Below are 23,052 nucleotides of genomic sequence, written 5' to 3'. Positions count from 1 at the left end.
GGGGAGTATGTTGGACGGGGTTACTGTGATGACGACGATTGGCGCCGCTCCAGGTCGCGCATGAGATCATCATCGAATTGGTCTTCGGCCGTGCCTGGCTTCTGCTCGCCGACGACCGGACTTTCGTCTTCATCCATGTCCATTCAAACATTGTAGCGGAGGTCAGCGGCCTGACCATGAAGTTCGGCCGCCCTTGTGGATTGCTTTCAGCGATGGCGACGAAGGTCGAATGTTTCGATTGGGCTGCTGAGCGTATGGCGAGCGGCAACGATCGTGACCCGGAGGGCCGAGACCCGCGATCTCCTTCGCGGGGCTCGGTCGCGCGGCTCCTGCCGCGTGATAGAGCGTGACCCGGCCTGTGGCCGGGGGCCGCTGAAAATATTGGGCTAGAAAAAGTGCCGGAATTGTTCTTCTGTCAGTCCGGCATCTTTGATGATTTTCTTGAGCAGCCAGCGCGGGAAGTCGCCGGGGTGCATCGGGACCAACGTCGTTCTTTCCGTTCGGAAGCTGTGCAGGGTGATGTGGCTGCCCTTCTGCCGGATCACTTCGAAGCCTGCCTTTTCAAGTGCCTTGACCAGCTCTGTCGCCCGGACCCCCGGGAGCCTTGCGAACATACTAGGCGATGACGGGCACCCGAACGGTTACGCCCAAAGACACCGGTTGGCTGATATCCTTTTCTTCGGGGATTGTCTTGCCTAGCTCGTCGAGGGTTTCGAGATACAGCGCCAAAGCCTCTTCGGCATGTTTGACCGCCTCCTCAAAAGTCCGGCCCCAGGTATGGCAGCCCGGGAGCGCCGGGAAGAAGGCAAGGTATCCGTTGTCGTGACGCTCGATCGACAGGGTGTATGTGCGGCTGGTGATCCTCATACCGACAAGCCATTATAGCATACCGTGGTTTGCAAGCTCCCTAGATTCAAAGAGTGTTGCCCTGCGAGGAAGGACATGGCGGTAGTCGTTAGCAGCGATCGTGTCGAGAGAGTTCTAAGAAGGGAATTGAAGGGCCTCGGATACAAGCTTTCTAGACAGCTCGGAAATGGCGAGACGGGATGCGATGTGATCGCGACAACGGGCGGTCAGAAAATCAAGATCGAAGTTGTTTCGTTCAAGAGTTCGGGGCTAGCCTGGTCGATAGACTTCTTCCAAGGTTTCTTTCGTGTGGTTTCGCGCTTGAACGATGGAGCAACGCAATGTGTCATTGCGTTGCCATCCCATTTCGGCAAGGGGCTTCCGAGACGCGCTGCTGGGTACAGAATGGCTTGGCGGCGCGTCGGATCGGCGTTTCCGGAGCTGGAGATCTGGCTCGTGGATGTTATCGAAGAGACAATCAAGCGCACAAGCTGGAATAGTTGGATCGATTAAGATTCTTGCCCATGAAATGCACAGAGCCGAGCGAAGTAACGTAGTATCAGTGGATCAGGAATAGCTTGTAAAATTCAGTGTCGTGTGTGTTCGGATGGGGAAACTCTTTCACCTTTTGGGTATCGACATCATCTGATTCTGGATCAAAAGAGACGAACACGTGTCGCATGTCTCTTAGTTCTCGTTTTAGCGTTGTATTTTCAGGATCAAGCGACGCCCTTACTGAGGCACTGTATCTGTAGAGGATCGACGATGCCTTCGCGCGGTACGTTGTTACAAGACGTACACTGTCAACGCTCACTGGACTGTCGGGATGTTCCGTGTTGACCTCGTGATAGCTCTCACGCGAGTTGGCTAATAACTGCTCCGCGCGCAATAGCTGCTCCGCGTGCGCTTTAGTTATGTCGAGGAGTTTTCCAAGAGGGGCAATGATATAGTTCTCGTTCGAAACGTTCATAATAGTTTGCTTGAAATCGAGATGGCCGGGACCTCTCGCAAGAGGTATTGGGCAAATAGGGTGCTTCCGCCTAAGTCGAACCCAGTTGCCGGTCACCAGCGAAATATTGTAACTTCCCTCACGGTCATCAAGTAATGTTTTTATGGACGTTTGGGTGTCCTCTCCAGTGACCGCGACATAACTCGTTAGCAGTTGCCCCGCGACGACGGTACATTTGATCGGAACGCGTGGCGCATCCGTGGTCGAAGGGCTCCTTGTTGCTCTCATCAGATTGAAGACCCCGGGCAGGTTGTTTGTAATTATTTCGACTTTATCAACCCACGGTGCCGATCGATCTGCCGCTAATACGGCCTTACCAAGGTGCTCAAACAACGGATAAAGAGTTGTTCCAGAATCAATGATGAGACAAATTCTTGGATGGACCTCCGCTAGTTGCTCCAAATGCGGAACGAGCAAAGCGGAAAACTGCTGAGCGAGGCAATTCTTTTCTTCCTTGTAATGCTCGGACCTACGACCGAAGATGCTTGACTCGTATGGAAATAGTTCACTTCGCCTGAGCGCGTCGGCGATCCACTCGGGGTCGGCTTTGAGTTGGTCCTTTAACCGGTCGGCCAAAGGAAAGGCAAATTTTTCGAGGCGTGACGCCTGAGCGCCGATGTGTTCGGCTTCAAACTGCCATTTTGTATTATCGAATTTCAGACGCTCTTCTTGGATCCGTAGCTCTTGGGCGCCGCGACGTCCATGGGCTCGTATTTCAAATAGTACGAAGCCAACGCTAACCAGCGCGAGAGCAAATCCTGCAAGTTCAATGACGAAATGGAACTCCGGCATAGTTGCCCCCTAGGCCACGAGAATGCTTGCCATCGTTAGAATGAGAGATCCTTGCCGTTCGGTACGAAGTTGATCGAAATTTAACGACAACTCGGGGTAGAATGCAACGATTGTACGTGCGGACAAGAGGGCTCGGCTCGGATGAGAGAGCAGAGCGACTTTCAGGATGAACCAAAGAGTACCGCCGGACTTCGTCCGGCGGATATTTCTGACCACTGACGGGTGGGCCTAATGCTCATCCACCTTCGTCACGGTCAGGACGCGAAGAGTTCTTCCGCTGTCTGCGGGATCATCGGATCGAAAAAGCAAATCCCGCGTATAATATTCGATCTGGCCCGAGAACTTCGTTCCGCCGACCTCAATCTTGATCTGGTCGTGTTCGTCGGAATATTCGAGCGGTGCGAAATCACTGAACATTCTGATCTTGGAAAGGACTGCACTCTTTGCTGCCGGGCTCAATCGATCGACGCCAGCGGACAGCATAACTACACCGCCGACGAAGCTTTGCCGAAACGAGTCGTTGAGCGCTCGGATGCGTGAACTTCTCTCCATCTTGGTACCTCCACACAACTAGCATCCGACGATCGGGTGCTAGTTAGTGCAGAGGACCCTAGGTTGGATTCTACTCTGACGTATTGCGAAGGACAACTCAGTCGGTCTGAGGTGGTCTTACGTCGTAAATCGGATATTGTCCGACGCAGAAAATATGGCTCTGTTGAGCCCTAAAATAGGATTTGCCCATTCGAGGGCTTCGTTGAGCCGTTTTCTGACGCATTGTTAGATCGCGTTGCTATATCGTGCATCCCTTCCCTTAATTGAAAATTGCATTTTGAATACTGGGTATTTTTAAATGGGTCTTATTGAATGCGTATCACTAATAGAGGATCGGACGTTTTCGCCCGCTCAAGAGGAGTAGGTTTTGTCCGGTCTAGACCGGGCGTTTTTGTCCGGTCTGGGTCGGCCATAGTTTGCTCGGCTTGAGGTTCAGTTCGTAGATGTTGGTCTTGCCTTGGCCGCGGCGCCGGATGGTCAGGAGGCCATTCAGCTCGAGGGTTTTCAGGTGCCGGCGGACATTACGCTCGTGCAGGCCGAGGTCTTCCGCGAGGCGGATCTGGCCCGGAAAGCAGTAGTCGTTTTGCCAAGCATAGCTGAGCAACATCGCGAACGCCATCTTGTCGCCAGCGCTGAGCTTCTTCGATTTCAGGAGGAAATTTGGGACTTGGGTGAAGCCGCCTCGGGTCGCCGCATCAGCGCCCTTGAGGATAATGTTGCGCTCCTTGAGGATATCGCTGATGTGACGGTCGGAGTGGAAATCCATACAGACTATTATAGCCCGGCGGCGGGCGGCTCCATCGGTTATCCCCTTCCCTGATCTTCGGTCTGATGCGGCGGACCTTCGCGTCGGCCAGCGTCCGGAGCGCCAAGCAACGGCCCGAGCATTCGCTGCAAGCCGTTGATGAGCGCGTTGGTCTCGTGGTCGCGCTCCAGCAACGCGGCGATCTGGGTGTCCTTGGATGTGATCTGGGACTTGAGGAAGACGTTTTCGCTTTCGAGCTGCGCCAAGTAACGATCATCGGCCGCGGCCGGCCGCGGCGGGTCGGGGCTGGTCGGCGGGTCCTTCGACCGCAGCTCTTGCCCATCTTCCCGTGCGACATCTATCGCGGCAGGCCGCGGCATGTCGCGTCCTGTCGTGCTTGCAAGTTCGGCGATCTGGGCGATGTGACGAGCGACAGACTCCGGCGTGATCATGTACTTGTCGCCGAACGACGTTTCCTGTCGCAGGCAGTCGAGATGCCCCTTGGCGCAATAGCGCTGGATGGTCCTGATGGTGCGGGGGTGGCCGGCATGCTCATAGCGTACGGCGGCCTCGTCGATGGTGAGGGTGTATTGGTGGGGGTTGGTCGCGGCTTGCCGCGACATGTCGTGATCCATTGCACTGATGATACCTCGGCTCGACGCACGGCTCGCCGGTTATCCCCACCTCGGCCAAAGAAAGGAACTGGAGGAGAAGCGACAATCGCCGGCGCTCGTCCGTGAACCATCTTGGCCCTTTCCAGAGGCCAGTGCACGGTCTCGGTCAGCCCGCCGATATCTGGCGCGATAGCCTCTGAGTTCCGAGGCAAGCGCGCAAGCGCTAAGCATCATTCGACCGCAGACGCTTGACGATTGCCTCGGCGGTTTTGGCCGGTGTCCATGTAGACACATCGATGTACCCATCAATGCTAAACACGCCCGGTACGTCTGCTTGATCGAAGCGCAGGAGCATCACGGTCGCGTCGCGGCGCTGCTTGACGATGTCACGTATGGCTCGCCATTCGAGGCCGCACCACTCTTTGTCGTTGTAGTCACCACACAGAAATACGACAACCAGGTCAGAGTTGTCGTGATAAATGCGCTGTAACAGTACATCCAGGTTTGGCCGCGCCAACTCCGCGACATAGTCATTGTCATAGAAGACGGAATCGCTCCCGAGCTCGCTCTTCAAATGGTCGGCGACCGCGCAGACGAACGGACGATGCTCTCCAGGAAATGAAAGCGCAATCCTAAAGTGCCGTGTATCAATCGCCGGTGGTGCAGGCGATTTACGTTTCGCCTTGGTAAGCATCGCATCGATTGCAGAGAGGGAGGCAGCGTATGGATCAACGCCAATCTTTGCTTCCATGAGGTAGCGAGGATGCGTTCGCCCAAGGTGATGCAGGAGATGATTGAGCCAAATCGCCAAGCGGTTCGCATTACTGCAAGATATCGGCTTGCCCGTCGTTGACGGAGGGAGGTTCGAGGTGAAATCGGCGATAGCCTGAGTCTTGATCCGGTCGCACTCCTTCTCTGAAAAGAGGTTACCTGCCCGCTGTGCCATGCGAATAAAATGCGCGGTCGGCTCGCCTTCCAGCAACGCATAGCAGGAGAACTGGCAGCCTCTTAATCCAGCCATGGCGAAGTTGCTGGTTTGCATATTGTTGTACAGTCGAGCGGTTGCATCGTCGGAGCCGTCGTACTGACCGTAGTACTGCCAGAGCATAATCTGGTGATTGGGCTTTCTGAATGTTCGATCCGTCGGAATTTTCTCTTGCGAGAAATACAAGATCGACAGCGAGAGGTCAGGAAACTTCCCGGCCTCGTCCTCGAAAGCCTTTTGAAGCCGTATCAATTCTGGTCGTTTTCCAGGGGTAGGCATGGGAAGGGATGCGATAAACGGGGTTAGGTTTTCAAAAGGCTGCTCGGAACATAACTGGGGTCTTGATACTCGAACAACTGGATCTTCCCGATCGATGTAAGGTGCTGGCCAAGGAACACCGAGAGCGCGAACGGCCCATAGAAGAAGAGCCTTGTCATACCAAGCTGACGAGCCTTCAGCAGCTTACCAAGCTCCTCCCGAACGGCCATCGCCATAGCGACAGCGTCGCTGTCCCCACCAATCGATTGCGCTCCCTGGCTCGGGGGCGCCATAAAAACGAAGGCATTGGGCGCCTGACCGGTGGACTCGATATACCGCATGACATCGGTGCGGCCGTCACCCCGGATATTCAAGCCAAGAACGAGGTCGGTACCATCCGGATCGGCCTCCGTGATTTCCGTCTGCAAGGCGTATCCGGGCGTGGGCGTCGCATCTGAACGCCAATGATCCTTCGCCGGCGGTTGCGGAATTTCGAACGTCCAGCTACCGACTGCCGGGAATGTCGCGCCTATGGCAACGCCGGTAGAGAGAGCACATTTTCCGCGGAGCCGTATCGTACGCACGGCACCCGCCGCCATGATCTGTTTCCGCAACGCATCAAGTTGCGGCACAAGATCATTGGTCCAGGCGACCGGTGACGGTACTTTCCTCGACCCGCGATCAAAGAGATGCGTCCAATCCACCTCGTAGTCGGCTGGAGGCGTGAACGCCTCCTTCGTCCAGTTGTGAACCCAAAGCGTAACACTAGCTTCTGCGGATAAGTCAGCGAGAACCACAGAACGCAGCAAAGTTTCGAGCGACGACTTGTCCAGAACGACGCCTTTGCTCGCGCCGATTTTGCTCGAAAGTGCAGTGTAGGCGGGCAGAACCATCGCTCGAATCTTATTGGCAAACTCAGGATGGCTAAGCATTCGACCAATGAAGATATCAAGTGCTCGGTCATCATGCGCCAGATCGCCATGCCCGACATCGATGAAGACTTTCTCATTAACGAAGGCGATGCCCTCGTCATTTAGACCGATGTTCCGCATGCGCTCGCCAACATCGTGTTGAGTTTGCGCGAGTGCCGAAGGTTCGTCGTCGTAAAAGGGCTTGGCGTTCCGGAAGCGGGAGAGGCCCGTCTCGATGGGGCGCATCTGCTGCGAAAGACTGGGGCACGCCAGCCGGAATTCCTGATAGGTGCCCGGCATATCTGCATCAAACTTACGAAACGCCCCAATGACCTCCTTGAATTCGGCGGGCGCTACGTCGTGGTCTTTGGTCTGAATGTGCTTTCGGCGGGATTTCCCGCCCTCGACATAGCGAATGTCGATGTCGCCGGTTCCTTCCGTGAGGAGTTGATGAAAGGTGCCATCCTGCAGCCAGATCGGTAGGTGACATACCGTGTAGCGCGTCTGGAAATCAAAGCCCTTCCCAGCATTAATCCCTCCCATCGCGTCCGGCGAGAGAAGCGATCCCTTATCATTGGCCGATCCGGAAGGGCTTTTGGCCATTAGCTTCTCCTACGCGCCGAACGTCGAACCGAAAAGCTTCCGCCATAGCTTTCGGCTTTCGGCTTCATCGATCGCATCGAGCGCCTGGCGCGCCGTCGTGGCGGCCGATTTCACTTGGTCGAGGAATGCGTCAAAATCGGCGCTACTCCAGCGCTTCGCAACGTTTACGCTTGCGAAGCCCGGGTCGGCGATGGTCGGGACGATACCGGAACCGCGATAAAACCCATACGACGAGTTGATGCCCTCGAGCACGCTGACAACGGCCCGCGCGTGCGCGGTGGGAACGCCGATCGTTTGATTCACAAGCGTTTCAAGGATGTAGGACTTCGGCTTTGACTTCTCGGTCGGCAGCCGGTCGCGCCAAGCCTTCATCAGCTTCACGGTTTGCACGTAATAACCGTCCGTCGACTTGTTCTTCTCGGATGCGGCGCTGATCTGTCCCTTGGGGTGCGACTGCACCCATTTCTTGGCGTCTCGATCCGGAATCCAGAGTGGACCGTCTTTGTAAACCGGCGACCCGGGCACGATGTCCAGCCAGACGCCTTTAGCACTAATACCGATCGAACGACCCTGTGGCCGCGTTTCGCTGTAATATTTGTCCAGCACGCCCTGGAGCCAAGTGAGAACCACCTCGGGTTCAGATCCCTCAGCATGAATATCCAAATCGAGGATACACACCACATCGACGTCTTCGATGTTGTGGATGGCGGTATGTCGCCGATAGGAGCCCGTCAAAAATGTTTCTTCGTGAGCATCCCTGGTGTCCTCGTCCGTCTTAAGCTCATCCCGGACTTTCTCATGCGCCTTCTTGGCTGTGGTGACAGCGTCATCATCAGGCTCGCACGAGCTTACATATTTGGCGAAGTCTCCTGAAAGCTCCACGCGTTAATCCTTTTCCGGAAGCGCCGGAAGCTGCGATGGGTCGATACCGTAAGCGGCTGCGAATCCCGCGAGGAAATCGCCACAAACGGGGCACTGTTCGTCCCGTTCAAAATAGATGCCGTACCAACGGTTGATCGTCATTTCGTCCCGGCTCTCGCTCAATGGGGGCATCTCGGCATACTGGGTGCCGGGTTCAGGCCGGTTGAGCCAGAGATACCAGGGTGCATCGAAGTCGCGTTTGAGCACATTGAGCGTGGAGGATTTGTCGGCGAGAAGTTCGAGCAAGGCTAGCTTGGCGAGTTGCGTTGCAATGGGAAGCACATCTAAGGAAAGTCCCGGTTCCACCGCTACCGGGCGATCGGAATAGGCGATTGCGTCGGCGTCATCCTGCGAGGATACCTCCACGTCGGATGCTTCTTCCGGCAACGCGGAAACGAAGCACTGTTGACACGGGGACTCCTTCGGACGGACCCGCAAGATCTGGCCACCATAGGCGCGGCGGAACGCACCGCCGTAGACGGCCGGTTTGTTCGCCGATACGCAAAGCTCGTTGATCAGCAACTTGCTTTGGCGGTTGTCCGTTCCGCAGACTACGAGATCGGCCGCCTGCACGAGCCCGGCGATCATCTCGCGGTTCTCGAAACTGACGTCGACCGCATGGACATCGACCTGCGCGTTCGGATTTTTCTCGAGGATGAGATCGCGTGTAACGTTCACTTTGGCGCGGCCCACTTGCGAGATTCCGCCAGGGTGTCGCACCACATTGCCGACTGACAGGCGGTCTCGATCCACGAGCATAAAATGGCCCACGCCGGATTTGGCCAATTCGACCGCGACATGTGCTCCGCCTGTTCCAAGACCGATACACAGGACCGTCCGGTCCTTCAGGATGGTCGTTTCCAATATTCCTGCGCGGCGCAGATCAAGCTGAGGCTCAATATCGGCAAACACCACCTCGCGTCGATCAACGGCAGGCTCACCAGACTCAAATAGCTCTGCCCGATAGGCGATGTTGTCGGGCGATACAAACACATCGGCCCGGTGCGTGGGTTTGTCGGTCGGGGTGATTGAGATCACCATCCCTTCGGGAGGCGAGCCCTGCTGCTGGCCAAACACGAGCGTCGCTGGCGCTTGAGTGCCACTGCCTTGAATGCACAATTCCAACTGAGTGAGCGCGTCGCCATCGTCCCAGGAGCTGAAGTTAACTGGAATTGAGCCGATCTTTGTCAAGTGGGGCCACTTTTCGCGCAACCACCCCGACGAAAGTGTCACGACACCAAACATATCCGCATCGTCAGCCGTGATATTCAGCGCCTTCGCGGTGGTAACCCCTTCGGAAACCGCAACGATCGTGCGCTTCGTCTTGTCATAGACAAGCTTCGACTTGCCGGGTTTCCGCTGGGCGATAGATTGCATCGCTTCGCGGATCATCGAGCGTTGGTCGCCGTTGCTCATGCGGCCTCCTGCATGGTGCCAACGAAGTCAGCAAGATCGCGCCCCGTGGCGAGGTGCTGTTCGTAAGCTTCGAGCCAAAGCATCGCCTTGAGAAAGACCTTCTGCAGGACGATGCCTGCATGCCAGCGGGCGCTGCGCCAATGGCAAATCTGAACCCAACCCGCCGAGTGCGGCTCCAATGTGTGCATCGCGTGAGAGACGCCCAACCCCGAAATGGCTGCACCATGATAATTCAGCAGTGGCTTCGGATCGGTGATGTAGAGTGACGGCCGCTCCGTGGGATAACCGGGCGGGATTATGCAGAAAAGTTGATAGTTCCGACCCGAGCTCGTCGTCGCTGTGCCCGATGCGTTGTACGAATCGTACGTCGCGTAATGATAGACGCCGAACTGCGTAAAACCCTCATTTTGAAGAATTTGGTGCTCAGCCGCCAAGCGTTGCCGTTGTGTCATTGTCCACGTCACGCAGCACCTCTCTCAGCCTTGGCCGCACGATACACCTGCACGATGCCGTTGATGTCGGGAACCATGAGCCCCGATGGCGCCTCAATTTGATCTGCACCGCCGGTTGCCCGGTCAAGGCGATGAACCTCAAGGACACTCATCGGCCATTTCTGGTCGATGGCGAATGCGAGGTGATGCGGCTCCTTTAACCGGGCGACTAGAATTTTTCCGAACGCCGTCGTGTGCTGCTCGATGGGAGCGCCGCTCTCCCGTTCCAGAGCTTCGGCAAGATGCGAGATCGCTCGCTCCCGCGTCGACGGGTCCGCCGCAGGAGTGCCAACGAGAATGGGCGACTCGTCCGCATCGCCGATGCGAACGCGGTCCAGCGCGACGCTCTGCCATTCATTCAGTGCTTGTTCCGGAAATGCACGACGCGCGCTCAAGGCTTCTCGGACCGGACTGCATCCGGCGTAAACCGCAACGCCCATCGCGGACGGTTCGTCCTCATTGACGAGATCGTAGAACCATGGATGAATGCGCACGATGGGCGTTTGGCGAGACCCCTCCGTCGTGACGATGATTTCCACCATCCCGGGAAAGTTGTTACGTTTTCCAAGCTGACGGATGCGCCTGCGATCGCCAGAGCTCGGCGCGGAGAGACCGAGCCGGTGATGGGAATGCCAATCACCGAAGTAGCGGAGCGCCCAATCAGCCGCGAGCGGCTCGCTGAGCTGCCTCAGATACTCGACGTCCAGGCGGAAATGCGCGTTGTCGCGCTGCGCGTTCGGCCCTGCTTTCGTGGCGAGAAAGACGGTCGGGTTAGCTTCCCAACGTCCAAAAAGGTCGCCTCCGGTCTCGACCGTCCACGCCGCAGCTTCAGCGGCAATCGCCCGAAGCTCTGACTCCCAGGTAACAAGCGTTCTGCTCGGCACCTGCCGAACGGAAGGCATTTCGGGCACGCATTCTACCCTGGGCGCGGACGCAGATGGCGCCAGCACCTTGGATTTGCGACGGCCAAGAAAGCTGGCAATCCGTTTGATTACCACTGTGCCTCACACTCATCACGCAACCCAACTCAACCAAGAATCGGGGATCGGCTAAGTCTGCACCATATAGTCGCAAAGAACAATAAGTGAACGAATCTTTTCCACGCAAATCGGGCCTGCTATAATGCTCTGGTGATCTTATGTTTTCTTCGCTCCGGCAAAGGCGGTGAGGCCTGCGGGACCAATGCGCCCTCGCGTCCAGCGCTGGGCGGTGGAGATTGAGATTTACGGCCAATTACCCGCCCTGCTCAGGATATCTGAGAGGGCGGCCGAGCCGCTAGAGTCTAGTGGGATACTGTTGCGGGGATAGGATTTAAACATATGACCTTCAGGTTATGAGCCACTGCCAAGATCGAAAAAACCTGAACGAATTCACGAGTGGCACCTCGTTATGTGCCAAATATGTGCCATGTTTCGTTTGGAAAGCCCTGACAACACATCGATTTATGATGCAGCTGGCTTGCACTCGATGGTCGTCGAGACTGAAGGGGTCCAATCCGCAGGACGATGAAACACCATCTTTCGGTCGCTACCTTTCAGCAACCGGTAATGCGCCCAGGTCATATCCCGGGCCAGCTCTTCGCCGGCATCCGTGATCATGTGCCGCACCCGCGGGAAGTGACCAAACTGGCCCATGAAGTGCCGGTTCATGCCAAGCCGGAAATCCTCGCCCTGTTCGACATTGAGAAATGCGTCGTCAAAATCCGCAAGGACGAGGTTCACGAGGGTCGTTGGATTGACGACGAGATTGTACATAAAGGGCACCATACCCGGCAGCGGCAACCGCAGTGCTGGGTGTTCGGGCGCTCCCGTGACCAGGACGGGTGTGGTCGAGGCCCGCAGCGGCTTAGCCGTACGCACGACCGTTATTCCGCACCCACGATACGCTGCCTCGGTCCAATCGGCTGAGGCAGACATGTAGTTGAAGATTTCCTTGGTTAGACCGGGATTTGCCCGCATCTCCGCGTAGTGTTCCTTCTCCTCGTCGGAAAACGGAATATCGCTGTCGGCTTGACCCGCGAGCTGCGCAAGCTCTGACTGGCTGGCAAGGTAGTGAGGCGTGCGCGCTTCAAGGTGCCGTATCAACGCATAGAGTACCGGCTTGTCGGACCGGTCGAGGGCGTAGGTCCGATCACTCTGAATCTTCGCCCACGTATCGCTTTGCGAAATGGGCGTCTCAACGGAGCGATTGATGGCCTCCTCGACCGACACCGGAATGCCAGCGTAGGAATGAACATAGAGGTCTTTTTCGAAGCCAAGGCGTTCGATAGAGCGCTCTGCCCAAACGGCATAATCGCCGTTCTTGGCGAGCGTCCTGATCTTCTTCCTCTCAGGATCGCAGGCGAAGTTTCGCAAGTAGAACTGCGGCACATAGTGATGATCGCGAGGATTGTTCATAAGACCCTATGCTATCAACGCCACCCTATAACACATTGGTTGAAATGTTCGCAGGGTGCGGTGGCTTCTCCGAGGGCGGCCTATACAATCATTTCGTGGAAGGAGATTCGCATGGAACGCCTATTCGGCCACGAGCGCCTCGCTCAACAGGTTGGAGAGATGGTCGCCGCGCAGGTCTATAAGGGTTCGACTTCAGATTATCGGGGCGCTCTCGGTGGTCAGGTCGGCACGACCGCGATCGAAAATCTCTTTCTCTACGCGCTTGATGCATACTGCGAATATCATTCTTGTGAGCGAGAGCCGGTTCTCATTTATTAGCCGCCGACATCGCAAAGGAGCCGTTCTCAGGGGTCTGCGTCGAGCAGCAGGTCGAGCTGGGTGACTGGCGTGCCGACTTCGTCATTCACGAATACGATTGGACCTGCGAAAAATGGCGAAGCGTCATTGTTGAATGTGACGGTCATGACTTCCACGAACGCACCAAGGAACAGGCGGCGCGCGATCGCTCAAGGGATCGTCGCGCCAGCCTGAGTGGTGCGACGGTCCTTCGCTTCACCGGCTCCGAGATCTGGAATGATCCGCTCGGATGCGCCGAGTAGGTCATGCGCTGGTTCACGGCCGAGAGCATTCGTGAAAAGCCCCAAGGAATATTGCAGGCCGCCGCGCAATAGGCTGAGACGTTCGATGTCGCGGCGAAAATTCGGCATCGCGATTTCAGAGAAAGTCGATGGGCTACTCGACGCCAAATAGAATGGTCTGGCTCTATTTCTCCGCGCTCCAACGGCGCGTACAGGCGATCCAGGCGACCGGAAATGGGGCCGCCCAGGCGGACATAGCGCTTTGCCTCATGCTCACGGTGGCCGTAGTTGAGACCTTTCTGAATTTGTTTTTTAGGGTTGCCGTATCGGAGCCGGCTTTCGCTCAACATAAAGGACGCATTACCCGTGATCTTGAGCGTCGCGCCTCGCTTGATCATAAGTTGCGGAGATGGCCTGAAGCAGTGTTCGGAAGGCCGCTTGATCCCGATGATCCGATCCTCCGGTCGTTCTTTGCATTGAAGGAGAAGCGCAACAGATTGATGCACTTCACGAGCACTCACGAGACGTTTGCCGGCGACGGATTTCAGATTGAAGGATTGACCGATACGTCCGTACTCGATGACCTTGCGCCAACCGATGCGCTAACGGCGCTTCAAGTTGCCGAGGACATGATGCGCTTTTTGCTGCGTCATCGCGGAGTTGCCGAAGCCGCGCTGCCCGCAGCGCTTCACATGTGGACGGGCCAACCGCCATTGGAATGAAATCGGTTGCGGGGACCCGCAACAGACGCCCCCACAGACTTGAGCCGGTTGTGATTACGCTCCGATTAAAATAGCTCAGAATCCTTCATTCCACACTACAAGGAATAGCGGTCTCTTTTCAGATGGCACGAAGTTGCTTGGAAAGCCCAACGTCTGTGAAGGCGTGCTCGGCTACCGTTGTTGCGATCCGCAAGCTTAGCAAGCTCATCGCCCAGCTATTGGTCCTTTGTCCCACTTTACTGACCACTCGCGCTCGCCCGTGATTTGCTCGTAAGTCGCGCCAACTCGGCGATCGCGTGTTCGGGATTGGCCTGGAGCCGCAGGAACGCGTGAGCAATTTTGCCCTCGCAATCGAGCAGGTAGAGTTCGACGCGGTGGTCATTGACTTGGTTGCCGATGTAGTTGACACCCAGGTCAAAAGCGTCAACGACGCCGTCAAACTGGCTAGGCGCGCGCATCATCTTGCAGTCCGCGCCAAAGCGCATGCCTTTAGACTCACCGTATTGGCGCAGCACGGCAGGCGTATCCCGCTGAGGGTCGTACGTGATTGCTGCAACTCTGACCTGACCATCAAGGCCGGCATCCAACAGGCCGTTGTGGATGTTCACGAGGTTATAGATGGTCTGAGCGCACTTTCGCGGGTTCATGCAGGTCGCATAGAAAAACGCCAACGCGCTCGGTTTGCCTCTGAAGAACTGGCGCCACTCAAACCTGCGACCGTCCTGGTCCTCCAGTTCAATCGAGGCGATATCCAGATCCTCTCCAGTCACGGCGCCGGACTCGACCAGCGGCACCGAACAACAGCACGTCCTGGGAAAATCTGCAGCAGATGACCGCAAGGTTTCGACGCAATGGGCGATCGAGGCACGGACTCGCGGATTAAACCGTTTCGAAAAGGTAGAAAGCAGCGTCTCAAGTTCTGGAATTACGTGATGAGCGCTGGCCGCCAGCCAAGCGAGTGTGCCCAACACCTCCAGGAGTGCCGTAGAGAAGCTCGTGAGCGGCCAGCTAACGTCATATGATTCGAAGCTCACCGGCTGGTCGTTCTGCCAGATGTTGTAGATTGAACGGATGAGGTAGTCGGCCAGTCGCGCATCGGGGACCGCCATCCCCCGAACCGCTCGGGCTGCGGCGGCCACCAGGTTCGGATCAAAGGAGGTCTCCAGGACTTCCACGACGTAGGGGACCGCTTGATCCGGGAGACCGGTGTCATGGAATGCCGCCATGGCGTAGGCGCGCATCCTCGCCGCCGAGCTGGCGAAGCGACCTCGAAAAACCTCGTGGCTGACCGACAACAAAGGCACCAAATCCGGTGCGGACTCGCCACCGCGTTGTCGTAGCCGGTCGACCAGGGCGGCGAACGTTTGCTCCGATAGCGATCCGTCCAACCGGGGTAAGCCCGCCTCGATCACCGCGTCAGCACGCATCACTGAACTGTCCTTACTTGTCCGGCAGGATCGGGTTGTTCAGTTGACTGACTGCTTTCTGGAACGCGTCCGAGCCCTCCGCTGCCAGCGAACGTATCAACGTCTTGGTTTCTTCGACCTGGTGCTGGTTCTTGTCCGACTGAATATTGGCGACGCCACTCGCCAGGAACGGCGCAATCTCGCTGGCGGCGCCGTATTGCTCGAGCTTCTGTTTCGCGTAGGCGGTGAAAGCACTTGAATCGACGTTGTTGACAATGTCGGGAATGAGCGCACGCGCGGCCAAAGGCTTAGAGTCGTCCTGGAGGATACCCATCAATACAGCAGCGGTGTCCTTGTCGGCCGGCAAGTGCCGGACCGCTTGAACTAAGCTCTCATCATCCGGCGGGTTTTTGGCAATGTTTAGGAGTAGCGCCTTATCGATGGCCTTTTTGTCCACGCCCAGCATGGCGATGGCCTGAGAGGTAGGAACGGACTTGTCCGCTTCCGGTTTACTCGATTGCAGCTCAGAGCGTAGATGCTGCTGGGCGACCGCGTCCCCTCTAAGCGTCAGATAGGACAGCGCCTGGCGCCGCACCTCGGCATCGGGCGAATTGATCAACCCGCGTAGCGCGTTGGTAAGTTCCGCCGATTGCGTCGGCAGTACCTTGGAGAAGATGCTCACTGCGGCAAGGGTGCCGATGGCATTGACTAGGTCGGCCGCCGGCGTGGCGGGATTCGACAGCAACTTGATAAGCGCCGTGATCCGCTCTTCGCTCCCCGCCAAGTCCAACATTTCCTGGGCGCCTGAATCAGGTTGATCGCCTGCCTTCTGGAGCCGTTGCAGGAGCTGAGCTTTATAGTCTGAGACTGTGGTCATGCGGTTTCTCCTATGAAGTCGCCGAAACGGCAGCTTCAGGAAGTGACTGCTTGGGCGTGGTCGTACGGAACGTCGTCATAGCCGAAGCCCAGATCGTGCTTCGAGTCGTGGTATCCGTATGGGTCGATCGCATGCAGCAGTTGCGGGCTGTTACTTGGAAAATTGGCGACGAGACTCGACTTTGTAAAGTTCGCTTTTCGTGTCCCCGGAGGCCGCAGGTCTCCATCATGGGACGTCCCTCCATCCCAGGGCCACTGACTTGCGTCGATTATCTCCCACGCCGCGGCTGTATCCCCCGCCTTCTGGTAGGGATAGCTGCGTTTGTCATTCCAGTCGTCGCGTTTGAACACGCTCTGCCAGCGGGCCCAGAGACGATCGACATTGCAGTGCAGTAGAAAGAATAAAGGGTCTTCCGGGGCCGTCGGGACGTTGTTGAGGCGACCGTTAAAGCTCATATGGGCGGCGCCGTGCGGGCTGCCTTCCATTCGGGCGAACCCCGGCGGGGGCTGAGCCGAACTCCCGAGAGTGGCCTTTTCGGGATTTTCGGGAGGCACACCGCCGCCCAGCTTCAGTGTTGCGTCTTCGTCAGCAAGGGTGAAATTGATAACACGGCCGGAATTGGGGTCCACAAGGATCACTCCATTTGCTGCGTCCGTTTGAGGATTGAATCGCGCGGTTCGCGGTATTCCTTGCACATCGCCGATCTGCCAAAGGCGAAGAAAATTATTTAGGGCGAAGCGCGCGGGGGGCGTAGTGGCTCCACTATCGAGCTCTCCTCCTGGCTCCCGGCTGTCCCTGGGTATCCGATCAATGGCGCCCATGAAGTCCTCCGTGAACACGTTGGGCGCCGGATTATCAAATTGCCAATACGGCAGTGTCACCGTGGGCCTGACAGCCTGGAGCTGCCTTTCCAGATCCACAAGGTAGAGACGGTGCCAGGGCAAAAAGTGAGAATCTCCATGTTCAGAAGCTATCGCTCCTTCGACGTGCATTGCGACGAAGTCGGAGACGTAGATTCCGCGGCCTGGACCCGGCGTCGGGTCAGCATCCACCTGAATTCCATTCAGTTTTGCCAGCGCGAACAAGAAGTCCCCGCGGGCCTTATCGCTCAATTCGTTCGCATTCCGCCGCACTCGAATCATGATGTCGACGGACGCCACGACGTTGCCGGGGTCGCTAACCCATCGGGCCTCGACGGTTACGTCCTTACCGTCCACACTCGCTCCGTTGTGCCGTTGGCCGGGCTGGAACGCGCCGGCTATGAAAATCGTCCGCTGTTGACCTGCAGGCAGATCAATGTCGATTTGCGATTGCGGCGGCTGGTCGCGTCCTTGCAGAAAAACGACCTTGGCTACCGAGCCGGCCGCGGAATGGGAACTCAATCGGAGAGTTCCGGTGGTGCCATCTGTCGAATTGACGACATCCAGGGGTACGGGGGTCCAGGCAATATAGCCGCTGTCCGGAGAATTGGAGCCGTATGGTCGTAACGAAACTGACATTTTTGTGCACTCCCGAGAAAATTGAAAATCGGGGCTCCGACGAGCTATTTTTCGACGGCCGTTGACGCGGGTACAAGGCCTACGATGACCCTCTGTTTGCCATAGGCAATCGAGATGCCATAAGGGCACGACATGAAGTCCGGATCGGAATAGCTAACCGGCATGAGCGTAAGCAATTGGGTCACGTTTCCGGCAGGAGGCGTGGCAACGAGTTCCAATTCGTGAATAGTTGGCGTCGCCTGCGGCGTAACCTTCTTCACCGTGAGCTGATAGCCGGGCGTGGGGGCAATAAACTGGCCGGTCACCAGCAATGATTTACAATCGGCACCGTCGCCCAACGTGTAGGTCGCCGAAAAAGAGGCCTGAACCAATCCCACTGTTTGCGCAAAACTAGGGACGCTCATCACCAGAATGAGCGCAGCGCCGACCGACACCCGCTTCATATCAACACCTTTCGCTGGTCATCAGCAATAAGCTCTCAGAAAAATGCAATTAGTGCTTGTTCTATCTGTATACTCTACCATAATTGATATGCACGCAATAGGCGAGCTGAGGCCGTTCGACGCAGCACTTCGATTTGCGAAGCTACCGAGCCTCCTTAAGCCGGCTTGCTCCATTGCGGCTGCCATTCGCTTGTGAAGGATTCGGCACATGGCCAGTTCAAGTTTAGTCGGTTCCTGGACCTATCGGAGTTTCCGCAATGACTCGAGGCCGGTCGATGGCGATCCACAAAAAGCGCTCGGACTCTTCTTCGCCGAGGCCGAATTTCGTTTCGAGGCGATCTCTAACACGACCTTCAAGGGCGTGATCGATTGGGGCAGTGGCGGGCTGGATCTCTCCGGGGAAATCAGACCGGGTAACACTGATACTCCTGTCGCCTTTGCGATCGTCGGCGTCGGCCGACCAGGCAGCCAAACAGACGGTTGGGAATACGACTACAATGGCTGCGTGGCATACAAGTGGCCCGCCGGCGTCGAGCAGGTCCCTGCGCTGGTCGGATCGCTAATACGCGCCAAACCTCACAATGGAACACCGGCGGGCTACACCGCGTCTTTCGTCGCCGTGCGCAAGCCATAGACACGCGAGGTGCAAGACGATGAAGTTGGGAATTTCAGTTTATCAGGATGTCAATTTTCTGAACGTTGCCGCCCCCCTTGGGTCTCGGGCGGACAGCCCGTGGCACTGGAGGCAATCATGCGAGACCGCGACTCGGCTTATCTATAAAATATCTGCGACAGATCGCACCGAAGGCAACATGGATTTGCTCGGTGTGCGAGGGCGCGCTGCTGCTGGGAAGGGCCGGCCTACTCGACGGCCATGCAGCAACGAGGCATTGGTGGGCATTCGTCAATTGTTTGGAGAAATTTCCGGCGATCGATGTCGGTTACCGAGCACAAGCGCTTTGTCGTTTCCGATAAGCGGCTGACGGGCGGTGGCATCTCGTCGAGACCGGATGAGTCGTTGGAGCTAATTCGGCTGCTCTTCGGGGCCGATGTCGCTGAGGGGTGTTCAACGTACCACGCAGTACTTTCCCAAGCCACCCGTGCATGCGCAACTGCCGACGACCGCGCCGGTTTGTCGGATGGTGTGGGACTAGGGCTGCTTCTGTTTAGAAAATACTCGTGCAGTTGTCAGCGGCGTGGCGCACTATTTTGAAGGAAGGCGATATGTCATTCACGCGACAAAACGCTTTGGAATTGGGTGGGAATGCCGATCCGATTTTGCGGCATTCACGCGGTGTTCTGTTGAAGAAGGCGCGCGCATTTATTGTGGCAACAGCGCGCATCAGCGTGTTCAGGCAAGCCGATTGAGCGGAGTCAACCGATGTGGCACGCTAGGCGTCGGATCGATGCGCTGCTCGCTATTCTTGGATCGACCAGTGTGATTGCGTGGTCAGTGCTGGGGCTTCACGAGAGCGGCCTGGCGTTGCCCGCCTTCTGCTCCGCCGAAACGTCGCGGGCAATGCCATTCTCGGTGTCATTTGACCATGCACTGCTGCTTAATTCCCCGGCGAAGCTCGCTGCCGGCTGGGCGTTGATGATAACCGCCATGATGTCGCCGCTGTTGATCGAGCCGCTCCGGCATGTTCGGAAGCGCAGCTTCGCGAAGCAGCGCGCGGAGGCGATGCTGCTCTTCGCCGCCGGTTATATGGCGGTTTGGATGGCAGCGGGATTGGCGTTTCAGCCTGCCGCGCTCGCCGCGCGGTGGGCCGAGCCCGCACCACTCCTCGGCTGCGCAACAGCCGTAGCATTGCTGTGGCAGGTATCCCCGGCTAAGCAGTGGTGCCTGAACCGCTGCCATCGCCGGCCGCATTTCGCCGCGTTTGGCGCAGCTGCCCATCGTGACGTTTTTGGTTGCGGGCTGGCGCACGGTGCGGCATGCGTTGGGGCATGCTGGGCGCTTATGGTGCTGCCGCTGTTACTGGTGCAGGCTCACCTTCTGGCGATGGTCGCCGTCACGCTGTTTATCCTGGCCGAAAGGCTCGATCGAAAGCCTCGCGCCCCTCGCTTGGCGCAGGCAAGGCCTCGGCAGGGAGCTGCGCATCAGTGCAATGCAGGCGCACACGCATTGGACTCCGGAGAGCACCATTAGCGAGGTTTTGCCATGAAGCGCGCGACATGGACCGATCCGAGGCCAGCGAACAAGGAATACACGCAAGCGAGGGGCGGTATCCTACTTGCGGATACCGGGCTTGAGCAATGAGTTCGGAATTAGGGATCGATTGTGACGGTACCCTTCATGTGAAGCGGATGGACTTGGCAAGTATAGGGAATAACCGTTCCGGGCTTTCCTTCAATCTTCACCGGAGAAGAAGACTTTCCGGGGTCTACATAATCGGTATCGAACGTCGTCCCATCGTCCGAGGTCGCCGTGTGTTGATCGCCACCGGCGGGCTCCACGTTCTTCCAGACGATTTCATCGCCCGATTTTACATGGATATCCTTCGGATCGAAACGGTCAGCAGGGGTGGGAGTCATCTGTACAACGTGCTGGGCCATAAACAAGTTCTCCTATGGTTTTATGGTGATCTTCTCCATCATGCCCCGATCCTCGTGGCTTAACACGTGACAGTGCATCACAAAGCTTCCTGTAAAATCCAGATACCGTGTCCATATCGGCTTTGGCGCCTCGCTATTGATAATTATCAGCGTATCTCGCCAGATCCTCTTATCCGTAACGCTATCCGGCTCAGCGCGATCAACCTGAAATGGATTGACGTGGATGTGAAAGACATGCGCCTCGCCCACGCCGTCAAGGAGCCACTTCGAGGTCTGGTTTAGTTGAAAGGTCCGGCCGGTATCGGGCATGAAGACCTGATCGCCACGAGGGCCAGCAAGAAACCGTTGTTCGCAATCCGGAGTGCCCGGCAGGCAATTTGGTGGGGCACAGAGGCCGGTATTGGAGTCGCAGCGTCGACCCCTCATGTTGAAGAGTACCTCTTCCGGGGGCAGCTTGATTTCGGTGTCGCTAATCGGTTTAAACTCCGGAACGGCCTTTTTCAGTTGATCAGGGGTCGGCAATTTCATCTCCAGCGGATCGCCCTCGACAACAATGCGGGCAATAAGGTCTCCGGGACTAACCTCGATCCGCTGCGGAAATCGCGCAATGATATCTTGAGGGGTTTCATCTTGATTTCGAACGGCGGACAACCGCGCCGCCGACCGCAGACTCTTGAATGAGGCGAGCAAGGGAAGAGGCTTGGCGCGCAAAGAGTAGGTTCCCGGCGCCCCGGCTTTTACAAGCACGTCGGTGCGATTTCCCGGACCGAGTTCGACTTGGTCCCATGGCACAATGCGGTCGAGAGAGATGCCGTCTACAGCGACTTCATAGAGTTTGTGTTCATCGAGGGCGAGATCTATTCTTTCCGAAATTCCGGCGTGCACGAATCTCCACCGCTGAACCTCTCCCGGACGCAGCTTCAGGGTAGGAACGGCCTGACCGTTGACCGTGGTGTCTCTTGCCCACTCCGGATGATCGATGAACCCGCTCTTGAAATCCTCCAGTTTTCCGTCCGGTCCGAATACCAACTGCTGAAGCACGAATATCCGCTCTTCGGCGGCGGCGATTTCCGGAATGGTCTTCAGTTCGCCATTGGTTGCACCGCCGCCCTCGATGACCAGCGCTCCCGACATTCCGCTCGACACCTGAACCGCGGTCGATCCGTGCAGATGGGCGTGATACCAAAAGGTGCCCGAGGGATGGTTAAGTGGAATCTTGATCTCATAGTCCTGCGTAGCACCCGGCGCGATTTCGACAAAAACATTGTCGCTTTCTGGCTTGCCTAGAGGTCCGTTCGGGGCGACATGCAAGCCGTGGGTGTGCAAATTCGTAATATTGAAGCTGAAATGTCCGGCATGGCCCGCAGGGGCCGGATGCTGCGGGAAATCATCGCCGACGGCGCGGTCTGGAAGATTGTTGGTAAGCCTGATGTACAATGTATCACCCGGCTTGGCCTTGATCGTATCCCCGACAAGGAAGTCTCGTTGCACATTTGCGGGCGAGTTGTAGGATCTGAGACTTACCTTGCAGCCCGCAATGGTGGCCGTTACGAACTCGGCGGACAGTTCGTACGGCTTGTCCTTGCTGATCGGCTGAACGACTTTCGCGGACTTGAAGGGTTGGTGAATGAGTGGCGGATTTAGCGTGTCCCAGTGGACACCCGGCGCACAGGTGGGATCGGCCTGAGCGGCGGCCGTGGAGACGAAACCCGCTTGCGTAACCGCAGATGACACAAACGCAACCACGGCGAGCAGCGGACCGTATCCTGAAAGAATTACCGTCCCTAAAACTATTCTGCCAAAATTTACGAGCATCGAAGAGCCTCTGCTCCATTTTGAATCTAATAACCGAAGCAAACGCCATGGGTAGCGTTCGAAGTATGACAAGCAAGACGAAACATTTTCGCAACAATTCAAATGAATAATAGAAATTGCAAAGTTAGTAGATACAACTAATTGAGGCAAGGCAAGGCTGAACTCAGCCACAGCCCAATGAGTGGTCGATTGCGCTCCTTCAAACCGCCTTTGCGCGGTCCGGTGGTCGGAAGTCGGGTCTGTGGGCATGATCTGGGATAGGATTTGAACCTATGACCTTCAGGTTATGAGCCTGAAGATCAGGGGGATTCTCGCGGCCAGCAATCTACGTCCCGCCCTAGAGAAGAAGGGTCTGGGTTGGACCCCAGACCCCGTGCCCTTCTGAGAAGAAGATGTTTTAGCGGTTGCCGATCCTCTCCTCGATCCAGGCTTCCACTTCTTCCGCGACCCACGCCACTCGACAGGCGCCGAGCGTTATCCGCTTGGGAAATTGGTCGGCAGCTTCGAGCCGCGCAATGTGCGCGGGGCAGTAGGGGACACCGTAGATCGACTTGAGTTCCTTCTTTGAGACTAGCTTCCGTATCATTGCAAATCCCTCGTCAAAGGGACGTTGCAAC

29 protein-coding genes are annotated in these 23,052 nt (G+C 56.9%); 8 read left to right on the top strand and 21 right to left on the bottom strand.

What is annotated here, in order from left to right; genetic code table 11:
* Positions 1 to 38: 38 nt before the first annotated feature.
* On the top strand, positions 39 to 350 hold the full coding sequence (locus TSA1_RS20485; protein WP_100177916.1) for a hypothetical protein: 312 nt from the start codon (positions 39 to 41) through the stop codon (positions 348 to 350).
* A gap of 36 nt (positions 351 to 386) precedes the next feature.
* Here the strand turns inward: TSA1_RS20485 and TSA1_RS20480 are convergent, their stop codons facing one another.
* Positions 387 to 614, bottom strand: coding sequence for a type II toxin-antitoxin system HicA family toxin (locus TSA1_RS20480; protein ID WP_100177915.1), 228 nt, complete (start codon positions 612 to 614; stop codon positions 387 to 389).
* Position 615: 1 nt separating this feature from the next.
* Positions 616 to 867 (bottom strand): type II toxin-antitoxin system HicB family antitoxin, encoded by a 252-nt coding sequence (locus TSA1_RS20475; protein ID WP_100177914.1) that lies wholly within the window; start codon positions 865 to 867, stop codon positions 616 to 618.
* 75 nt (positions 868 to 942) lie between these two features.
* Between TSA1_RS20475 and TSA1_RS20470 the strand changes: the two genes are divergently transcribed.
* The gene (locus TSA1_RS20470; protein ID WP_100177913.1) at positions 943 to 1,359 is read left to right on the top strand and encodes a hypothetical protein; all 417 of its coding nucleotides are present in this window, start codon (positions 943 to 945) and stop codon (positions 1,357 to 1,359) included.
* Between the two features lie 46 nt (positions 1,360 to 1,405).
* Here the strand turns inward: TSA1_RS20470 and TSA1_RS20465 are convergent, their stop codons facing one another.
* The 11 genes from TSA1_RS20465 to TSA1_RS20410 form a co-directional block, all read right to left on the bottom strand.
* Positions 1,406 to 2,647, bottom strand: coding sequence for a hypothetical protein (locus TSA1_RS20465; protein WP_100177912.1), 1,242 nt, complete (start codon positions 2,645 to 2,647; stop codon positions 1,406 to 1,408).
* A 228-nt stretch (positions 2,648 to 2,875) separates the two neighbouring features.
* A complete protein-coding gene (locus TSA1_RS38940; protein ID WP_145984347.1) occupies positions 2,876 to 3,199 on the bottom strand; it encodes a DUF3768 domain-containing protein in 324 nt (107 codons plus the stop codon).
* Between the two features lie 376 nt (positions 3,200 to 3,575).
* Positions 3,576 to 3,965, bottom strand: coding sequence for a helix-turn-helix domain-containing protein (locus TSA1_RS20455; RefSeq protein WP_100177910.1), 390 nt, complete (start codon positions 3,963 to 3,965; stop codon positions 3,576 to 3,578).
* 38 nt (positions 3,966 to 4,003) lie between these two features.
* On the bottom strand, positions 4,004 to 4,567 hold the full coding sequence (locus TSA1_RS20450) for a hypothetical protein (RefSeq protein WP_145984346.1): 564 nt from the start codon (positions 4,565 to 4,567) through the stop codon (positions 4,004 to 4,006).
* Between the two features lie 214 nt (positions 4,568 to 4,781).
* Positions 4,782 to 5,822: a TIR domain-containing protein gene (locus TSA1_RS39205; RefSeq protein WP_148666863.1), complete on the bottom strand. Its 1,041-nt coding sequence runs from the start codon at positions 5,820 to 5,822 to the stop codon at positions 4,782 to 4,784.
* A gap of 23 nt (positions 5,823 to 5,845) precedes the next feature.
* Positions 5,846 to 7,315 (bottom strand): SAVED domain-containing protein, encoded by a 1,470-nt coding sequence (locus TSA1_RS20440; RefSeq protein ID WP_145984345.1) that lies wholly within the window; start codon positions 7,313 to 7,315, stop codon positions 5,846 to 5,848.
* Positions 7,316 to 7,324: 9 nt separating this feature from the next.
* Positions 7,325 to 8,197 (bottom strand): SMODS domain-containing nucleotidyltransferase, encoded by an 873-nt coding sequence (locus TSA1_RS38935; RefSeq protein ID WP_145984344.1) that lies wholly within the window; start codon positions 8,195 to 8,197, stop codon positions 7,325 to 7,327.
* 3 nt (positions 8,198 to 8,200) lie between these two features.
* The gene (locus TSA1_RS20425; RefSeq protein ID WP_100177905.1) at positions 8,201 to 9,652 is read right to left on the bottom strand and encodes a ThiF family adenylyltransferase; all 1,452 of its coding nucleotides are present in this window, start codon (positions 9,650 to 9,652) and stop codon (positions 8,201 to 8,203) included.
* Positions 9,649 to 10,104, bottom strand: coding sequence for a hypothetical protein (locus tag TSA1_RS20420; RefSeq protein WP_145984343.1), 456 nt, complete (start codon positions 10,102 to 10,104; stop codon positions 9,649 to 9,651). The genes TSA1_RS20425 and TSA1_RS20420 overlap by 4 nt, the downstream gene beginning before the upstream one ends.
* A gap of 8 nt (positions 10,105 to 10,112) precedes the next feature.
* Complete coding sequence (locus tag TSA1_RS20415) at positions 10,113 to 11,054, bottom strand: Mov34/MPN/PAD-1 family protein (protein ID WP_161497250.1); 942 nt, start codon at positions 11,052 to 11,054, stop codon at positions 10,113 to 10,115.
* Between the two features lie 531 nt (positions 11,055 to 11,585).
* Positions 11,586 to 12,539: a DUF4238 domain-containing protein gene (locus TSA1_RS20410; protein ID WP_100177902.1), complete on the bottom strand. Its 954-nt coding sequence runs from the start codon at positions 12,537 to 12,539 to the stop codon at positions 11,586 to 11,588.
* A 111-nt stretch (positions 12,540 to 12,650) separates the two neighbouring features.
* On the opposite strand from TSA1_RS20410, the gene TSA1_RS20405 reads away from it, so the two are divergent.
* Both TSA1_RS20405 and TSA1_RS41165 read left to right on the top strand, forming a co-directional pair.
* Entirely contained in the window at positions 12,651 to 12,857 is a 207-nt protein-coding gene (locus TSA1_RS20405) for a hypothetical protein (RefSeq protein WP_100177901.1), read from the top strand.
* Positions 12,858 to 12,865: 8 nt separating this feature from the next.
* A complete protein-coding gene (locus tag TSA1_RS41165) occupies positions 12,866 to 13,138 on the top strand; it encodes a DUF559 domain-containing protein (RefSeq protein WP_100181241.1) in 273 nt (90 codons plus the stop codon).
* Here TSA1_RS41165 and TSA1_RS38930 read toward each other — a convergent pair.
* Positions 13,046 to 13,246 (bottom strand): hypothetical protein, encoded by a 201-nt coding sequence (locus TSA1_RS38930; protein WP_145984341.1) that lies wholly within the window; start codon positions 13,244 to 13,246, stop codon positions 13,046 to 13,048. The genes TSA1_RS41165 and TSA1_RS38930 overlap by 93 nt on opposite strands.
* A 20-nt stretch (positions 13,247 to 13,266) precedes the next feature.
* Here TSA1_RS38930 and TSA1_RS20395 point away from each other — a divergent pair, with 20 nt between their 5' ends.
* Positions 13,267 to 13,839: a hypothetical protein gene (locus TSA1_RS20395; protein ID WP_100177900.1), complete on the top strand. Its 573-nt coding sequence runs from the start codon at positions 13,267 to 13,269 to the stop codon at positions 13,837 to 13,839.
* Positions 13,840 to 14,075: 236 nt separating this feature from the next.
* Here the strand turns inward: TSA1_RS20395 and TSA1_RS20390 are convergent, their stop codons facing one another.
* Genes TSA1_RS20390 through TSA1_RS20375 form a run of 4 tightly spaced genes read right to left on the bottom strand, consistent with a single transcriptional unit; the run spans position 14,076 to position 18,064 of the window.
* Positions 14,076 to 15,266 carry an SCO family protein gene (locus TSA1_RS20390; protein WP_100177899.1) on the bottom strand — a complete coding sequence of 397 codons (1,191 nt, stop codon included), beginning with the start codon at positions 15,264 to 15,266 and terminating at the stop codon, positions 14,076 to 14,078.
* 13 nt (positions 15,267 to 15,279) lie between these two features.
* Positions 15,280 to 16,122 (bottom strand): hypothetical protein, encoded by an 843-nt coding sequence (locus tag TSA1_RS20385; RefSeq protein WP_100177898.1) that lies wholly within the window; start codon positions 16,120 to 16,122, stop codon positions 15,280 to 15,282.
* 35 nt (positions 16,123 to 16,157) lie between these two features.
* Positions 16,158 to 17,621 carry a tyrosinase family protein gene (locus TSA1_RS20380; RefSeq protein WP_145984339.1) on the bottom strand — a complete coding sequence of 488 codons (1,464 nt, stop codon included), beginning with the start codon at positions 17,619 to 17,621 and terminating at the stop codon, positions 16,158 to 16,160.
* A gap of 44 nt (positions 17,622 to 17,665) precedes the next feature.
* A complete protein-coding gene (locus tag TSA1_RS20375) occupies positions 17,666 to 18,064 on the bottom strand; it encodes a hypothetical protein (protein ID WP_100177897.1) in 399 nt (132 codons plus the stop codon).
* Between the two features lie 208 nt (positions 18,065 to 18,272).
* On the opposite strand from TSA1_RS20375, the gene TSA1_RS20370 reads away from it, so the two are divergent.
* The 3 genes from TSA1_RS20370 to TSA1_RS20360 all read left to right on the top strand — a co-directional run bounded on the left by TSA1_RS20370 (position 18,273) and on the right by TSA1_RS20360 (position 20,213).
* Positions 18,273 to 18,698 (top strand): hypothetical protein, encoded by a 426-nt coding sequence (locus TSA1_RS20370; RefSeq protein ID WP_100177896.1) that lies wholly within the window; start codon positions 18,273 to 18,275, stop codon positions 18,696 to 18,698.
* Positions 18,699 to 19,243: 545 nt separating this feature from the next.
* The gene (locus TSA1_RS38925) at positions 19,244 to 19,432 is read left to right on the top strand and encodes a hypothetical protein (RefSeq protein WP_145984338.1); all 189 of its coding nucleotides are present in this window, start codon (positions 19,244 to 19,246) and stop codon (positions 19,430 to 19,432) included.
* 13 nt (positions 19,433 to 19,445) lie between these two features.
* Positions 19,446 to 20,213, top strand: coding sequence for a DUF2182 domain-containing protein (locus tag TSA1_RS20360; RefSeq protein WP_210421901.1), 768 nt, complete (start codon positions 19,446 to 19,448; stop codon positions 20,211 to 20,213).
* A gap of 119 nt (positions 20,214 to 20,332) precedes the next feature.
* Here TSA1_RS20360 and TSA1_RS20355 read toward each other — a convergent pair whose 3' ends face one another.
* From TSA1_RS20355 to TSA1_RS20345, 3 genes are all read right to left on the bottom strand, one after another.
* The gene (locus TSA1_RS20355) at positions 20,333 to 20,620 is read right to left on the bottom strand and encodes a cupredoxin domain-containing protein (protein WP_100177895.1); all 288 of its coding nucleotides are present in this window, start codon (positions 20,618 to 20,620) and stop codon (positions 20,333 to 20,335) included.
* 12 nt (positions 20,621 to 20,632) lie between these two features.
* Entirely contained in the window at positions 20,633 to 22,435 is a 1,803-nt protein-coding gene (locus TSA1_RS20350; RefSeq protein WP_161497249.1) for a multicopper oxidase family protein, read from the bottom strand.
* A 397-nt stretch (positions 22,436 to 22,832) separates the two neighbouring features.
* Positions 22,833 to 23,021: a helix-turn-helix transcriptional regulator gene (locus TSA1_RS20345; protein ID WP_100177893.1), complete on the bottom strand. Its 189-nt coding sequence runs from the start codon at positions 23,019 to 23,021 to the stop codon at positions 22,833 to 22,835.
* Positions 23,022 to 23,052: the final 31 nt, after the last annotated feature.

The organism is Bradyrhizobium nitroreducens (genome assembly GCF_002776695.1).
Taxonomy (GTDB): domain Bacteria; phylum Pseudomonadota; class Alphaproteobacteria; order Rhizobiales; family Xanthobacteraceae; genus Bradyrhizobium; species Bradyrhizobium nitroreducens.
The sequence above is the reverse complement of the archived record's forward strand: the minus strand, read 5'-3'. Positions and strand labels throughout refer to the sequence as shown.

What these genes read in the sequence shown, in the direction of transcription:
- TSA1_RS20480 (WP_100177915.1), bottom strand. Translation starts at nt 614, where the DNA reads ATGTTCGCAAGGCTCCCGGGGGTCCGGGCGACAGAGCTGGTCAAGGCA.
- TSA1_RS20475 (WP_100177914.1), bottom strand. Translation starts at nt 867, where the DNA reads ATGAGGATCACCAGCCGCACATACACCCTGTCGATCGAGCGTCACGAC.
- TSA1_RS20470 (WP_100177913.1), top strand. Translation starts at nt 943, where the DNA reads ATGGCGGTAGTCGTTAGCAGCGATCGTGTCGAGAGAGTTCTAAGAAGG.
- TSA1_RS20465 (WP_100177912.1), bottom strand. Translation starts at nt 2,647, where the DNA reads ATGCCGGAGTTCCATTTCGTCATTGAACTTGCAGGATTTGCTCTCGCG.
- TSA1_RS38940 (WP_145984347.1), bottom strand. Translation starts at nt 3,199, where the DNA reads ATGGAGAGAAGTTCACGCATCCGAGCGCTCAACGACTCGTTTCGGCAA.
- TSA1_RS20455 (WP_100177910.1), bottom strand. Translation starts at nt 3,965, where the DNA reads ATGGATTTCCACTCCGACCGTCACATCAGCGATATCCTCAAGGAGCGC.
- TSA1_RS20450 (WP_145984346.1), bottom strand. Translation starts at nt 4,567, where the DNA reads ATGTCGCGGCAAGCCGCGACCAACCCCCACCAATACACCCTCACCATC.
- TSA1_RS39205 (WP_148666863.1), bottom strand. Translation starts at nt 5,822, where the DNA reads ATGCCTACCCCTGGAAAACGACCAGAATTGATACGGCTTCAAAAGGCT.
- TSA1_RS20440 (WP_145984345.1), bottom strand. Translation starts at nt 7,315, where the DNA reads ATGGCCAAAAGCCCTTCCGGATCGGCCAATGATAAGGGATCGCTTCTC.
- TSA1_RS20425 (WP_100177905.1), bottom strand. Translation starts at nt 9,652, where the DNA reads ATGAGCAACGGCGACCAACGCTCGATGATCCGCGAAGCGATGCAATCT.
- TSA1_RS20420 (WP_145984343.1), bottom strand. Translation starts at nt 10,104, where the DNA reads ATGACACAACGGCAACGCTTGGCGGCTGAGCACCAAATTCTTCAAAAT.
- TSA1_RS20410 (WP_100177902.1), bottom strand. Translation starts at nt 12,539, where the DNA reads ATGAACAATCCTCGCGATCATCACTATGTGCCGCAGTTCTACTTGCGA.
- TSA1_RS20405 (WP_100177901.1), top strand. Translation starts at nt 12,651, where the DNA reads ATGGAACGCCTATTCGGCCACGAGCGCCTCGCTCAACAGGTTGGAGAG.
- TSA1_RS38930 (WP_145984341.1), bottom strand. Translation starts at nt 13,246, where the DNA reads ATGCCGAATTTTCGCCGCGACATCGAACGTCTCAGCCTATTGCGCGGC.
- TSA1_RS20395 (WP_100177900.1), top strand. Translation starts at nt 13,267, where the DNA reads ATGGGCTACTCGACGCCAAATAGAATGGTCTGGCTCTATTTCTCCGCG.
- TSA1_RS20390 (WP_100177899.1), bottom strand. Translation starts at nt 15,266, where the DNA reads ATGCGTGCTGACGCGGTGATCGAGGCGGGCTTACCCCGGTTGGACGGA.
- TSA1_RS20385 (WP_100177898.1), bottom strand. Translation starts at nt 16,122, where the DNA reads ATGACCACAGTCTCAGACTATAAAGCTCAGCTCCTGCAACGGCTCCAG.
- TSA1_RS20380 (WP_145984339.1), bottom strand. Translation starts at nt 17,621, where the DNA reads ATGTCAGTTTCGTTACGACCATACGGCTCCAATTCTCCGGACAGCGGC.
- TSA1_RS20375 (WP_100177897.1), bottom strand. Translation starts at nt 18,064, where the DNA reads ATGAAGCGGGTGTCGGTCGGCGCTGCGCTCATTCTGGTGATGAGCGTC.
- TSA1_RS20370 (WP_100177896.1), top strand. Translation starts at nt 18,273, where the DNA reads ATGGCCAGTTCAAGTTTAGTCGGTTCCTGGACCTATCGGAGTTTCCGC.
- TSA1_RS20360 (WP_210421901.1), top strand. Translation starts at nt 19,446, where the DNA reads ATGTGGCACGCTAGGCGTCGGATCGATGCGCTGCTCGCTATTCTTGGA.
- TSA1_RS20355 (WP_100177895.1), bottom strand. Translation starts at nt 20,620, where the DNA reads ATGGCCCAGCACGTTGTACAGATGACTCCCACCCCTGCTGACCGTTTC.
- TSA1_RS20350 (WP_161497249.1), bottom strand. Translation starts at nt 22,435, where the DNA reads ATGCTCGTAAATTTTGGCAGAATAGTTTTAGGGACGGTAATTCTTTCA.
- TSA1_RS20345 (WP_100177893.1), bottom strand. Translation starts at nt 23,021, where the DNA reads ATGATACGGAAGCTAGTCTCAAAGAAGGAACTCAAGTCGATCTACGGT.